General features: G+C 35.1%; 14 protein-coding genes. 11 read left to right on the forward strand and 3 right to left on the reverse strand.

Annotated features, from left to right (window positions below; all coding sequences use genetic code 11):
• Positions 1–5: 5 nt before the first annotated feature.
• The 4 genes from ACFRAE_RS02945 to ACFRAE_RS02960 are packed head-to-tail and all read left to right on the forward strand — an operon-like array spanning position 6 to position 3,651.
• Positions 6–971, forward strand: coding sequence for an acetylornithine carbamoyltransferase (locus tag ACFRAE_RS02945; RefSeq protein ID WP_422795618.1), 966 nt, complete (start codon positions 6–8; stop codon positions 969–971).
• Positions 972–1,760: an acetylglutamate kinase gene (argB, locus tag ACFRAE_RS02950; RefSeq protein WP_422795619.1), complete on the forward strand. Its 789-nt coding sequence runs from the start codon at positions 972–974 to the stop codon at positions 1,758–1,760. It abuts the gene before it with no gap.
• A 12-nt stretch (positions 1,761–1,772) separates the two neighbouring features.
• Positions 1,773–2,573, forward strand: coding sequence for a pyrroline-5-carboxylate reductase (gene proC / locus ACFRAE_RS02955; RefSeq protein WP_422795620.1), 801 nt, complete (start codon positions 1,773–1,775; stop codon positions 2,571–2,573).
• Entirely contained in the window at positions 2,566–3,651 is a 1,086-nt protein-coding gene (locus ACFRAE_RS02960; protein WP_422795621.1) for a M20 family metallo-hydrolase, read from the forward strand. Before proC ends, ACFRAE_RS02960 begins: the two co-directional genes overlap by 8 nt.
• 82 nt (positions 3,652–3,733) lie before the next feature.
• Here ACFRAE_RS02960 and ACFRAE_RS02965 read toward each other — a convergent pair whose 3' ends face one another.
• The gene (locus tag ACFRAE_RS02965; RefSeq protein ID WP_422795622.1) at positions 3,734–4,204 is read right to left on the reverse strand and encodes an Lrp/AsnC ligand binding domain-containing protein; all 471 of its coding nucleotides are present in this window, start codon (positions 4,202–4,204) and stop codon (positions 3,734–3,736) included.
• Positions 4,205–4,594: 390 nt separating this feature from the next.
• Here ACFRAE_RS02965 and ACFRAE_RS02970 point away from each other — a divergent pair, with 390 nt between their 5' ends.
• Entirely contained in the window at positions 4,595–5,635 is a 1,041-nt protein-coding gene (locus ACFRAE_RS02970; protein WP_422795623.1) for a hypothetical protein, read from the forward strand.
• Positions 5,636–5,644: 9 nt separating this feature from the next.
• Here ACFRAE_RS02970 and ruvC read toward each other — a convergent pair whose 3' ends face one another.
• Complete coding sequence (ruvC, locus tag ACFRAE_RS02975; RefSeq protein ID WP_422795624.1) at positions 5,645–6,208, reverse strand: crossover junction endodeoxyribonuclease RuvC; 564 nt, start codon at positions 6,206–6,208, stop codon at positions 5,645–5,647.
• An 87-nt stretch (positions 6,209–6,295) separates the two neighbouring features.
• Here ruvC and ACFRAE_RS02980 point away from each other — a divergent pair, with 87 nt between their 5' ends.
• The gene (locus tag ACFRAE_RS02980; RefSeq protein WP_422795625.1) at positions 6,296–7,270 is read left to right on the forward strand and encodes a lysylphosphatidylglycerol synthase domain-containing protein; all 975 of its coding nucleotides are present in this window, start codon (positions 6,296–6,298) and stop codon (positions 7,268–7,270) included.
• Positions 7,254–8,387 carry a glycosyltransferase family 2 protein gene (locus ACFRAE_RS02985; protein WP_422795626.1) on the forward strand — a complete coding sequence of 378 codons (1,134 nt, stop codon included), beginning with the start codon at positions 7,254–7,256 and terminating at the stop codon, positions 8,385–8,387. The genes ACFRAE_RS02980 and ACFRAE_RS02985 overlap by 17 nt, the downstream gene beginning before the upstream one ends.
• A 5-nt stretch (positions 8,388–8,392) precedes the next feature.
• Here the strand turns inward: ACFRAE_RS02985 and ACFRAE_RS02990 are convergent, their stop codons facing one another.
• Positions 8,393–9,136 carry a lysophospholipid acyltransferase family protein gene (locus ACFRAE_RS02990; RefSeq protein ID WP_422795627.1) on the reverse strand — a complete coding sequence of 248 codons (744 nt, stop codon included), beginning with the start codon at positions 9,134–9,136 and terminating at the stop codon, positions 8,393–8,395.
• A gap of 133 nt (positions 9,137–9,269) precedes the next feature.
• Between ACFRAE_RS02990 and ACFRAE_RS02995 the strand changes: the two genes are divergently transcribed.
• Genes ACFRAE_RS02995 through ACFRAE_RS03010 form a run of 4 tightly spaced genes read left to right on the forward strand, consistent with a single transcriptional unit; the run spans position 9,270 to position 11,948 of the window.
• Positions 9,270–9,542 (forward strand): DUF2089 family protein, encoded by a 273-nt coding sequence (locus tag ACFRAE_RS02995; RefSeq protein WP_422795628.1) that lies wholly within the window; start codon positions 9,270–9,272, stop codon positions 9,540–9,542.
• Positions 9,539–9,997, forward strand: a complete 459-nt coding sequence (locus ACFRAE_RS03000; protein WP_422795629.1) for a hypothetical protein — start codon at positions 9,539–9,541, stop codon at positions 9,995–9,997. Before ACFRAE_RS02995 ends, ACFRAE_RS03000 begins: the two co-directional genes overlap by 4 nt.
• Positions 9,990–10,577 carry a YIP1 family protein gene (locus ACFRAE_RS03005; RefSeq protein WP_422795630.1) on the forward strand — a complete coding sequence of 196 codons (588 nt, stop codon included), beginning with the start codon at positions 9,990–9,992 and terminating at the stop codon, positions 10,575–10,577. The genes ACFRAE_RS03000 and ACFRAE_RS03005 overlap by 8 nt, the downstream gene beginning before the upstream one ends.
• A 3-nt stretch (positions 10,578–10,580) precedes the next feature.
• The gene (locus ACFRAE_RS03010) at positions 10,581–11,948 is read left to right on the forward strand and encodes an alpha/beta hydrolase family protein (RefSeq protein WP_422795631.1); all 1,368 of its coding nucleotides are present in this window, start codon (positions 10,581–10,583) and stop codon (positions 11,946–11,948) included.
• Positions 11,949–11,965 lie beyond the last annotated feature (17 nt).

Here is an 11,965-nt window from a genome sequence, read left to right on the forward strand (position 1 = left end):
ATTATATGAATAAGTTTTTTTCTGTTGCTGATGTTGCGAACTTACAAGAGTTGGTTTCAGAAGCTTTAACAATAAAGGGTAGTCCGAATGAAGCGCCTGAATTGGGTAAATTTAAGACCTTAGGCTTGGTTTTTTTAAATCCTAGTCTACGTACTCGTTTAAGTACGCAAAAAGCTGCTATGAATCTTGGGATGAATGTGATGGTGATGAATATGGATAAAGATGGTTGGGCATTGGAAACACAAGATGGTGTTGTAATGAATGGCACAACCGTTGAACATATCCGGGAGGCTGCAGCAGTGATGGGTGAATATTGCGATATTTTGGGTCTACGTTCTTTTCCTTCATTGAAAGATAAAGAAGCAGACTACTCCGAAGATCTGTTTAATAAATTTATTAACTATTGTGGGGTGCCTGTTATTTCTTTAGAAAGCGCAACACGCCATCCTTTACAAAGTTTAACGGATCTAATAACCATAACAGAACATAAAAAAATAGCAAAACCTAAGGTAGTTTTGGCCTGGGCTCCACATGTGAAAGCATTGCCACAAGCAGTGCCAAATTCTTTTGCTGAATGGATGTCTCGTGCTCAAAAAGATGGCTTAGTTGATTTTACTATTGCTCATCCTGCCGGGTATGAATTGTCTGAAGAATTTACTGATGGTGCGAATATTACCCATGATTTAAAAGAGGGATTGCAAGATGCTGATTTTGTTTATGTGAAAAATTGGTCTTCTTTTAAAGAATATGGTTCAGTATATCCAGTTTCTGAAAATTGGATGATGGATAATGAAAAACTTGCTTGGACAAATGATGCCAAAGTAATGCATTGCTTACCTGTGCGAAGAGATTTGGAATTGTCTTCGGAGATTTTAGACGGGCCGAATTCACTAGTTATTAAAGAAGCTAGTAATCGGGTTTGGGCAGCACAAGTGGTGTTAACGAAAATGTTGGAAAATTTAAAGGGATAAATGTCTGGCTTAAACATTGTTAAAATTGGGGGAAATATCATTGATGATCCCCTACAATTGAAAAGTTTCTTGGAAAAGTTTTCTTCTTTACCAGGACGTAGTATTTTGGTTCATGGCGGTGGTAAGATTGCTACAAAAATAGCAGCTGACATGGGCATTGAAGCTAAAATGGTGGAAGGAAGACGTATCACAGATGCAGCGATGCTGGATGTTGTGACTATGGTTTATGCCGGATTGACGAATAAAAATATCGTTGCCGAACTTCAGAAATATAATTGTAATGCTATTGGTTTATGTGGGGCAGATGCTAATGTTATCCGTGCAATAAAGAGACCTGTCAAAGAAATAGATTATGGTTTTGTGGGAGATATATTAGCGGATTCTGTCAATACTTCGGCTATCAAGAAATTGTTGGAAGTCGAATTTACCCCTGTATTTTCTGCTATTACCCATAATGGTTCTGGTCAGTTGTTAAATACCAATGCGGATACAATAGCCTCTTCTTTGGCTATTGCTTTATCTCGCATATATGAGGTATCTCTGATTTATTGTTTTGAGAAAAATGGTGTGTTGTCTGATGTCAATGATGAGCATTCTGTAATTGAAACAATCAAGTCGACGGAATTCGAGCAATTAAAGGAGAATAAGGTGATTCATGACGGGATGATTCCGAAGTTACATAATGCATTTGAAGCTATTTCAAAAGGCGTAAATAATGTGTACATTGGCAACGCAAATAACCTGCATTTGTTCCAACAGCGTAAATTTGGGACATGCTTAATTGCCTAAACTTAAACACAGATGAATAAAATTACCATTATCGGAGGTGGAAACATCGGTCTATCTTTAGCCAAAGGCTTAGTGAAATCTAATTATTGTTCCCCTCAAGATATTACTATTACGAGAAGAAGCTTAGCTTCTTTAGATGAAGAGAAGCAAGCTGGATTCCAAGTTAGTGAAAACAATGTGGAAGCTATTCAGGGAGCAGACTTTATAGTATTAGCTGTCCTTCCTCAGCAAATTCGTAAAATCATGGACGAATTAGCGAATGTTGTTCAAGCCAATCAAACCCTGATCTCTGTAATTTCTGGGGTTTCATGCCAGGATATAAAAGATGTTTTGGGACAAGATAAAGTCGTGATACGTGCTATGCCCAATACCGCCATTGCAATAGGTCAATCCATGACTTGTATCGCGAGTGATGCAGCTGCTAAGGAGCAATTGGACGAAGTCAGTGTCATCTTTGAATCAGTAGGTTCAGTGGTGGTAATTAATGAAGACTTGATGACTTCAGCAACCGCTTTATGTGCATGCGGAATCGCATTTTTCTTACGTAGTATACGTGCTGCATCACAAGGTGGAGTAGAGATAGGTTTTCATGCCCATGATGCTTTAAAAATGGCGATTCAAACCGCAAAGGGAGCGGCAGATTTGTTATTGCAAATGCAAACCCATCCAGAGAGTGAAATTGACAAGGTGACTTCTCCAAAAGGATGTACTATTGCAGGATTGAATGAAATGGAGCATAACGGATTTAGTTCTGCTTTTATTAAAGGAATAAAATTATCAGCTAAGAAAGCTGGAGGTTTATATAATGACTAATATAGATTCATTAATTGAAGATAGTGTTCAACTTCTGAAAGATTTGATTTCAACTTCATCTTTTAGTAGGGAAGAAACGGAAACTGCGTTTTTACTAACTCAATTTTTGAATAATAATCAAATAGAAACAAAGCAAGTTGGGAATAATATTATTGCTTTTAATAAATACATTAATCCCGGGTTGCCTTTTATTCTATTAAATTCTCATCACGATACGGTAAAGCCTAACCCTGGCTATACTAAAGACCCATTTCAACCTTTGGTAGAAGATGGTAAATTATATGGTTTGGGGAGTAATGATGCTGGAGGTTGTTTAGTTTCCCTCATTGCAGCATTTAGATACTTTTATAATCAAGAGAACTTACCATTTAATATATGTCTTATTGCTTCGGCAGAGGAAGAGGTGTCAGGGAAGGGAGGCATTGAGGAAGCTTATAAGCATATTCCTCCTTGTGCATTTGCCATAGTCGGTGAGCCAACGCAATTGGAACTTGCCATTGCAGAAAAAGGCTTAATGGTGTTAGATTGTGAAGCAGTAGGAGCGTCTGGACATGCCGCTCGTGAAGAAGGTATCAATGCCATTTATTTAGCCATTGATGCTATTCAATGGTTTCAACACTATCAATTTCCAAAGCAATCACAGTTTCTAGGACCTATAAAAATGTCCGTGACTATGATTGAGGCAGGCTCTCAACACAATGTAGTTCCAGCTTCTTGTAAATTTGTGGTGGATGTGAGAACTACCGATGTATATAGTAATGTGGAGGTGCTTGAGATCATTAAGCAGTTTGTAACGTGTGAGGTTCAAGCCCGATCAACTCGTTTAAATCCTTCTACAATTGCTTTAGACCATCCAATAGTTCGGGCAGGTCAAAAATTAGGCAAATCGGTATATGGAAGTCCCACAATGAGTGATCAAGCGTTATTACCTATACCATCTTTGAAAGTTGGGCCTGGAGATTCTGCGCGATCTCACTCGGCAGATGAGTATATCTATTTACAGGAAATAACTGATGGAATCAATTTTTACATCAATATTTTGAATGAATTGATAAAATCCAATGAAAAAATAGACTAAACAAGGTTTGTTTTCATAAAATCAAATAAAAAAAGCCCTAAAAAATATTTTTAGGGCTTTTTTTATTCGGACAAAACAACTTTTACAATGTTATTTGTCTTTTTATGCTTTCTTCAAGTGAAATAATGGTCTCAGTTCTTTGAATTCCTTTTAATCCTTGAATATCTTCATTAAGTACTTTACGCAAATGGGATGTGTCTTTGCAAACAATTTTTGCAAACATACTGTATTGTCCAGTACAATAGTGTAATTCTACAACTTCTTTCACCTGTCTTAACTGTTCAACGGCATCTACATATTGAGATCCTTTCTCTAAATAGATACCTAAGAAGGCTGTAATGTCAAATCCTACCTTCTGAGGGTTAATAATTAGGTTAGATCCTTTAATTATTCCTAATTCTTCCATTTTTTTCATGCGAACATGGATGGTTCCTCCAGAAACTATTAGTTTTTTAGCTATTTCTGTATATGGAATTGATGCATCTTCCATTAAAATGGATAAAATTTGAACATCTAGGTTGTCTAAATCGTAATTTGAATAGTTTTTTTCCATAAAAATGGTATTTATCTGTTATAAAAATGAATTTTTTTTAAAAATATCTAAAAAAATGAAAAAAATTTCCATTATTTTATTAAAAATCATAAATTTGTTTCAACAAACGTGATAAAACACAAAATTTTTTCATGTTACTTCCCTCAAAATAACATAGGTTTATAATTGGTTAGCGTTGAAGCTCCTCGCCCGGGGAGCTTCTTCTCTTTATATGTATTTACATGTATGTTATAACGAATTATGATTTTTCAAAAATAACAACAATAATTGTTATTCTAATAATTAATTAATAAAATAATGTCATTTTTTTTAGCATATTCGCATTAACCATTTATCTCAATATTAGTCTATATTTTGTACATTAGATTTTTAATATTTAATTGAAAGCGGATGGAAGATGATGTTAAAATTTCTAGAAAAAAACCTATTTATCCTATTGGTCCAGGTTTATTCAAGTATTTAAAGGCATATCAGCGTGAGGATAAATTACCAGTAGCCTACCATGATTTATTGAACTTCCATGAGACCATCCCATCGATTGATAAATTTGGAAATGATACCCTGTGGGAGATACCTATTTACCCTCAATATGTTCAAGATGCTTTATATAGTCAATTGAAAATTGTGTATGCTAAATTGAAAGCTTCAGGAAATACGCGTATTGTGCAGCATAAATTGATAGAAAAAATTGAGTTTTGTGCATTTGGAAATACCCATCCTTTTCGAATAAAGATCGTAAATCAGTTAAATGATGTTTATGATTATTTCTATATCAAGCAAGCAGATGCTTCGCGCATTTACGGTTTAGAACTGGAGGAAATTCTTTCACCCAATCAAGTAAACTATTTATACGATCGAGAAACCTTGGTGGAGGAACATATCGTTGGTATTCCTGGAGATGTGTTTTCAAAAACGAGAATGTATACACCAGATTATAATTTGACTAGAATAGCGAAGGAATTTGTTAAATTCAATGAGCGATGTGTCATTTCACTTTTAGGCGATATGCGCGCTTATAATTTTGTTATGCAAATTACCCCAGACTTTGACGACTTTCAGTTTAGAATTCGATCGATAGATTTTGATCAACAGTTTTATGAAGGCAACATCAAGGTGTACATGCCACAGTTTTTCAAAGAAAACTATCCCTATGTAAAATTGTCTATGGAGCATTTGAATGAAGCAACGGTGCTGCAATATCAACAAGAGGAACGATCTTCCATCGTTCATCGAGTACGTAGTGAAAGACATCGCATAAAAGATTTAAGGGATGCTTCTAAAACTCAGCAATTGTCTACCCGTGAGAACATAGTGCAATTGAGGGAGAGTTATGCAAAATACTATCAGAATGAAAACTATTTTAATTGTGAGTCCATGACAGATATCATTGAATTGAATGTGAAGAATGTCATTCGTCAAGTGCAATTATAACACAGCAGATTATTTAATCCTTTTTTGATTATCCTTAACAAAAGCTTCCCATCCTGTATAACTTTTAGAAGTAGTATTTTGATTTTGTTGAAACGAATGACATACCGCTACTGCGAGCCCATCTGTGGCATCTAAAAACTCAGGTGTTTCTTTAAAGCCTAATAGCGTTTGCAACATGGAAGCTACTTGCTCTTTGCTAGCATTCCCGTTGCCTGTAACCGATTGTTTTATTTTCCTTGGTGAATACTCAGTTATAGGGATATCTGCGTTTAGAGCTGCCGCCATCGCTACTCCTTGAGCTCGGCCAAGCTTAAGCATAACTTGAATGTTTTTTCCGTAAAAGGGAGCTTCCAATGCGACACAATCCGGTTGATATTCTGCAATTAGTGCAGCGGTTTTTTTGAAAATGCGTTGTAATTTAAGGGCATGATCGTCTAAATGCCCCATTTTGATTACCCCTAGTGTTACAAGACTAATCTTTTTATTCACCTCCTTAATAATCCCATAACCTAAAACAACTGTTCCTGGATCTATTCCTAAAATAATACGTTCCTTCGCTGGCTCTTTTTGCATGTTACAATAATACGATTTTCTAAAGAATAGCATTGAAAATCCATTATTTATTAAAAAATCATTAAAATTGTGCTTTTATTCGAGAAATTGACAAAGACACAAAGAAAATATCTCAATCTGCTTATAAAAATTGTAATCGTTGGCTTAGCGATGTGGTTTGTCGTAAGCAAAGTTAACAATCAAAAAAACCTCAAAGAGTTTGAAGTGTTGATATCAACTATTGATCCAGTAACCATCCGGATTTTAATGATTGCTGTCTTTATTTTAATGCTCGTCAATTGGTTTTTAGAAGTAGCGAAATGGAAGTTTTTAAGTAGGCGGATTGAAGAAATAGGTTGGTGGAGAGCGATTAAGTCTGTTTTTTGCGGACTTACTTGGGCCATTTTTACGCCTAATCGAATAGGCGAGTATGGAGGTAGGGTGCTGTTATTAAAACCCGAAAACCGGGCATCTGGAGCTGTAGCGATGGGTGTAGGTTTATTTGGACAATTGGTGCTGACCAGTGTATTTGGAGCCATGGGAATCGCTTGGTTTGTCACTACTTTTCTGGAAACGCCAACCCCAGTAAAATTTGGTGTATGGATCCTTGCAGCTATATATGCGCTAGCATTTGTAGTTCTTTATTTCAATGTTTCTTGGGTGGATTATTTAGTAGGTAAAGTTAAATTTCTAACTAAAATTAAACCCTATTTTACCGTTCTTGAGAATTTTACTTTAAAAGAACTCTCGCGTGTTTTATTTATTTCTGCCTTACGATATTGTATATTCACTTCCCAATATATACTATTAATGATGATTATCATTCCAGATTTACCATTGGTATCTATGGTTTTGATGATATTTATTATGTTTTTTATCCAGTCTGCTGTTCCATCCTTAGATATATTTGATTTTTCTGTACGTAGTTTCGTGGCTAGTAATTTGTATGCATATATTACTACGCAAGAAATTGCAGTAATGGCTATTGTTTCCTGTGTTTGGTTTGTCAATTTGATTTTACCAGCGATCATAGGTTCATTTTTTGTATTTAACGTAAATTATTTAAGTGATCGAACATCTTAATTTATTCTTATTTGTAATGACGGTAGTATATGTAGTATTAGTACTATATATGCGCTATGGTTGGACAAAATTATCCTACTTTGTTCCGTTAAAAGCAGAACCTAAAACCAAAGTTTCGGTTATCATTGCCGCGCGTAATGAGCAGGAGAATATCAGTAAAACATTAGATTGTATCGTAAAACAGGATTATCCTTCAGAATTAATAGAGATTATTGTTGTTGATGACCATTCTACTGACCAGACGGCAGCTATTGTCCGTACCTACGAAAATCGTGGGGTGAGTTTACTACAGTTAAACGAAGGAGATAAATTAAACTCGTATAAGAAATTAGCGATTGATAGAGCGATAAACTGTTCCTCAGGAGATGTAATTGTGACGACGGATGCTGACTGTCGAATGGGCGAATCCTGGTTAAGCACAATCATGCTATTTATGGAACAGCAGCACAAATCAATGGTCTCTTCTCCCGTATCCTACCATGAGGAAAAATCCTATTTTGAAAGATTGCAAACCTTGGAATTTCTTTACCTAATTGGACTAGGTGCTGCGGGTATTGGAAATGGAAATCCAACGACTTGTAACGGAGCGAATTTGGCCTATAGGAAATCCTTATTTTTTGAGATGGGGGGATTCAAAGGAATTGACGAATTAGCGTCAGGAGATGATGAATTACTTTTGCATAAGGTAGCAGCCTCCAATCCCAAGCAAATTGGTTTTTGTAAATCCAGAGAGGCTGTAGTATATACCGATGCCAAAGAGAATTTGCCTGCATTCATCAGTCAACGTAGACGTTGGGCTTCCAAAAGCACGAAGTACAAGGATAAGAAAGTCGTCGTTTTGGGGATATGTATTTGGTTATTTAATTTGGCTTATGTGCTGAGCTTATTATTATGCTGTTTCTATCCGCAAGATGGATTAGGATTGCTTGGCATTTCAATACTGCTTAAATTTTTAATTGAATTATTCTTTTTGTACCCAATAGTGACTTTTATTAACCGGAAAGAGCTGTTATTTCATCTTCCTTTACTGACTATTGTTCATTCCTTATATTTAGTGTATATCGGATTAATGGGGAATATCGGTAAGTACGATTGGAAGGGAAGGTCTGTTAAATAAATTGGTTAATTCTCTTCTTTGACTTTGCTGCGAATAGCATTTTCAGCTAATTGAACAATTTCTTCAACATTTAATCCCGTAGTTTGTATCGGATCAAGCACTTCCCAGGTCATGTGTGTGAATGGACGTAGGGGAAATGCACCATATGCCACCATTTTGTAGGATCCATTGATGGCAATGGGAACAACTAATGCTTCTGGATTTTTCTTGAGTAGTGTCGCAATACCGCCCACGGAAAAGGATTTCATTTTACCTGTTTTAGTGCGGGTACCTTCCGGAAAAATAAAAGCTGACCATTGTTTTTCCTTCATGTTGTTGGCCAATTTTAAGATTTCAGCTATGGACTGTTTAGGGTCTTTTCTATCAATATTAGCTGCTCCTCCGTGTTTTAAATTATAGGATATACTTGGAATACCAGCTTGAGCCAATTCAATCTTCGAAATAAATTTACCGTGAAATCTTCTTAAAAAATAAATTAAAGGAGGTATATCGTAGGTGCTTTGATGGTTTGCAACGAAAATTACAGCTCTACCTGTGGGTATGTTGAAATTATCAATGAATTGCGTCCTATTGAATAATGTGTAATTGCAGGCTACAAGTAAACCATTTAGGATATCAACGCTTCTTTTATGAGCCTTATATCCACCTAATTTTAAACATATCCATTGGATAGGATGAAAGATGAGCAAGGATAATGCAAAACAAATGTAAAATAGGGGGGTCAGGATAAAGCCTATAAATTTTCTCATTTCAACTTAAATTGAGCAAATATACAAAATTGAATATTTCCAACCGATTTAAACCACATTATTAAATAATATTGATTAAATGTTTAATAATGTTTATTTATTTTTTAACTTTATTAAAAATAATCTAATAAACATGAGATTTCCTTTACATTGCCCATCTTGTGATTCAGAAATGAAGGTGATTAAATTATCCTGTACATCCTGTGAAACGGAAGTCTTAGGTAAATTTTCCTTACCAAATTTATCTCGTTTAGATGTTGAAGATCAGGAGTTTATTGTGCAGTTCCTTTTAAATTCTGGAAGTCTTAAGGAGATGGCTATTAAGTTGGGGAAAAGTTATCCTACCGTTCGAAATAAATTAGATGACTTAATAGAGAAGTTAAAAAAAATAAATGAAATATTATGATGTTTAAAGAAGTACAAAGTATGTACGGTAAATGGCTGATTATAATCTTACTTACCCTAGCGGCCGTCTTTTTATACCAAGCAAATGTCGATTTGAATAAGCTTATTAAGAATCCAAGCTTTTGGATTTTAATTTCCATTGCTGTGCTTTTAAATGTGGTAAAATTAAGAACAAGCTATAATGAAATAGGTATACATATCCGATTTATACCATTGGTTTGGAATAAAACCATCCTTTGGAAAGATGTTCAAACAGGCTATATGCGTACCTATACGTTAATGGATTTTGGAGGTTGGGGCTATCGATTTGGAAAGGATGGCACAGCCATTAATGCCAAAGGCAAACATGGTATTCAATTGGTTTTGATGAATGGACGAAGAATCCTAATTGGAACACAACAACCCGAGGAAGTTCAAAAAATGATTGATTTATACTTAAGGAAATCCAATGATTAAAACTCTTATCAATCCATTCGATAACCTAACTGATAATCAATTATTTTTTTTAGGCTTTGCAGGTTATTTTGTTCATTCCATTTTTAGTAATCAATGGAATTACATTGCAGATGGTATTATTCAACTTCATCAAATTTCTTCTATGCCTTTAGGGTATTCATTGGTTAATAATGCAATTAATACCCTAGTCTTAACCCTAGTTCTATTTATTTATGGGAAGATTATTTTTTCTAAAACACGATTTATTGATGTGTTAAACGTCGTATGGTTTGCTCAATTAACACAAGTATTCCTTGCGATTATCTTATTTAATCCATTTGTTCAAAAGCATACTGCACATATTCAGATCGCTATAGAAAACCATGACTTTCAACTTAAAACTGTACCAAAATATGAATTAGTATTGATGGGCGGAATGGGTATACTTGCACTATTTGGAATATTCTATTTTTTCTATTTATTGGTCACAGGTATGAAAATTGCCATGAATATAAAAAAAAAAACTTTTACCATATTGTTAATCGTCATAACTTTACTAGTAGATGCTGTATTAAAATTTTCTTATCCATATATCCTGTAGTTTATGAAAAAATACTTTCTTATTATCGCCATTCTTTCTTCTTGTTTTTCCGTATTAGCCCAAAATTTTGAAGGTATTTGGAGAGGTACCTTAAATGTTCCTGGATTAGAATTGCCCATCGTCTTTGAACTAAAGTTATTAGATCAATGGACTGGAACCATGCAAAGTCCGAAGCAATCTACTGCTAAAATTCCCTTGTCTTCCTTTCGAGTACAAGAAGATTCAGTTTATTTAGAGGTCAAATCAATTGGATTAAGTTATCAAGGGAAGTTGGCATCTGACAAAAAACAAATTAATGGAACCATCAAGCAAGGCGCCCTGGAAGCGCCTATGCGCTTGGAGATTTCTAATTCAGCGGATTTAAAAAACTCGATAGGATTTAAACGTAGCCAACAGGTGAAAACACCTTATTCCTATGATACATTAGCTGTGTCATTTCGAAATGAAAACGATCAAATTGACTTAGCGGGTACCATCACTTATCCAAGAGGGAAGGATAAATATCCTGCAGTGGTTTTAGTTTCAGGAAGTGGGCCACAAGACCGAAATGAGTCTTTAATGGGGCATGAACCTTTTAAAATCTTAGCAGATTTTTTAACTAGAAATGGTATTGCGGTCTTACGATATGATGATCGTGGAGTAGCTGAGTCGAAAGGTGATTTTAAAACAGCTACTAGTGCTGATTTCTCGAAAGATGCGATAGCGGCATTGAATTATTTAAAAACTAAGCCATTTGTAAATCCGAAACGAATTGGAATTATTGGACATAGTGAAGGAGGTTTAATTGCATTCCTATTAGCAGGGCAAAAAGTTCCTGCATTAAAATTTATGGTTTCTCTGGCAGGCCCTACCATTCCCATGGATTCCTTATTATTACTACAGAGCCAAGCAATTATGAAAAGTATGGGCAAATCAATGACCAATACAGAAATTGCTGTGCAAAGAGAAAATTATCGTATTGTAATGAGTGATTTACCTGCAAGTCAAGCAATGGATTCTTTAATGAAGAATATGCAGGCTTTACCTGAAAGTCAAAATCCTGAATTTGCACGTGGAATAGCAACATTGCTAACCCCTTGGTACCGATATTTCTTGAAAATTGATCCCATCCCACAGATTAAAAAAATTAATATTCCTGTTTTTGCTGCTTTTGGAGGAAAGGATATTCAAGTGCCCGCTTTAGCAAATGCAGAGAGCTTGACAGATAATTTACCTAAAGGTAAATTGAATGCAATCAAAGTTTATCCAGAATTGAATCATTTATTTCAAAAGGCAAAGACTGGAGCTGTAGCCGAGTATAGTGAAATTGAAGAAACTTTGAACGAGGAACTATTGAATGACATTGTCATGTGGATCAAATCGCTCAAATAATTAAGCTTAAAAAAAAG

Source organism: Sphingobacterium sp. HJSM2_6 (genome assembly GCF_049316305.1).
Lineage (GTDB): Bacteria > Bacteroidota > Bacteroidia > Sphingobacteriales > Sphingobacteriaceae > Sphingobacterium.

Coding starts and splice junctions, on each gene's coding strand:
- ACFRAE_RS02990 (WP_422795627.1), bottom strand. CDS start 9,136: ATGAGAAAATTTATAGGCTTTATCCTGACCCCCCTATTTTACATTTGT.
- ACFRAE_RS02970 (WP_422795623.1), top strand. CDS start 4,595: ATGGAAGATGATGTTAAAATTTCTAGAAAAAAACCTATTTATCCTATT.
- proC (WP_422795620.1), top strand. CDS start 1,773: ATGAATAAAATTACCATTATCGGAGGTGGAAACATCGGTCTATCTTTA.
- ACFRAE_RS02960 (WP_422795621.1), top strand. CDS start 2,566: ATGACTAATATAGATTCATTAATTGAAGATAGTGTTCAACTTCTGAAA.
- ruvC (WP_422795624.1), bottom strand. CDS start 6,208: ATGCAAAAAGAGCCAGCGAAGGAACGTATTATTTTAGGAATAGATCCA.
- ACFRAE_RS02965 (WP_422795622.1), bottom strand. CDS start 4,204: ATGGAAAAAAACTATTCAAATTACGATTTAGACAACCTAGATGTTCAA.
- ACFRAE_RS03000 (WP_422795629.1), top strand. CDS start 9,539: ATGATGTTTAAAGAAGTACAAAGTATGTACGGTAAATGGCTGATTATA.
- ACFRAE_RS03010 (WP_422795631.1), top strand. CDS start 10,581: ATGAAAAAATACTTTCTTATTATCGCCATTCTTTCTTCTTGTTTTTCC.
- ACFRAE_RS02945 (WP_422795618.1), top strand. CDS start 6: ATGAATAAGTTTTTTTCTGTTGCTGATGTTGCGAACTTACAAGAGTTG.
- ACFRAE_RS03005 (WP_422795630.1), top strand. CDS start 9,990: ATGATTAAAACTCTTATCAATCCATTCGATAACCTAACTGATAATCAA.
- argB (WP_422795619.1), top strand. CDS start 972: ATGTCTGGCTTAAACATTGTTAAAATTGGGGGAAATATCATTGATGAT.
- ACFRAE_RS02995 (WP_422795628.1), top strand. CDS start 9,270: ATGAGATTTCCTTTACATTGCCCATCTTGTGATTCAGAAATGAAGGTG.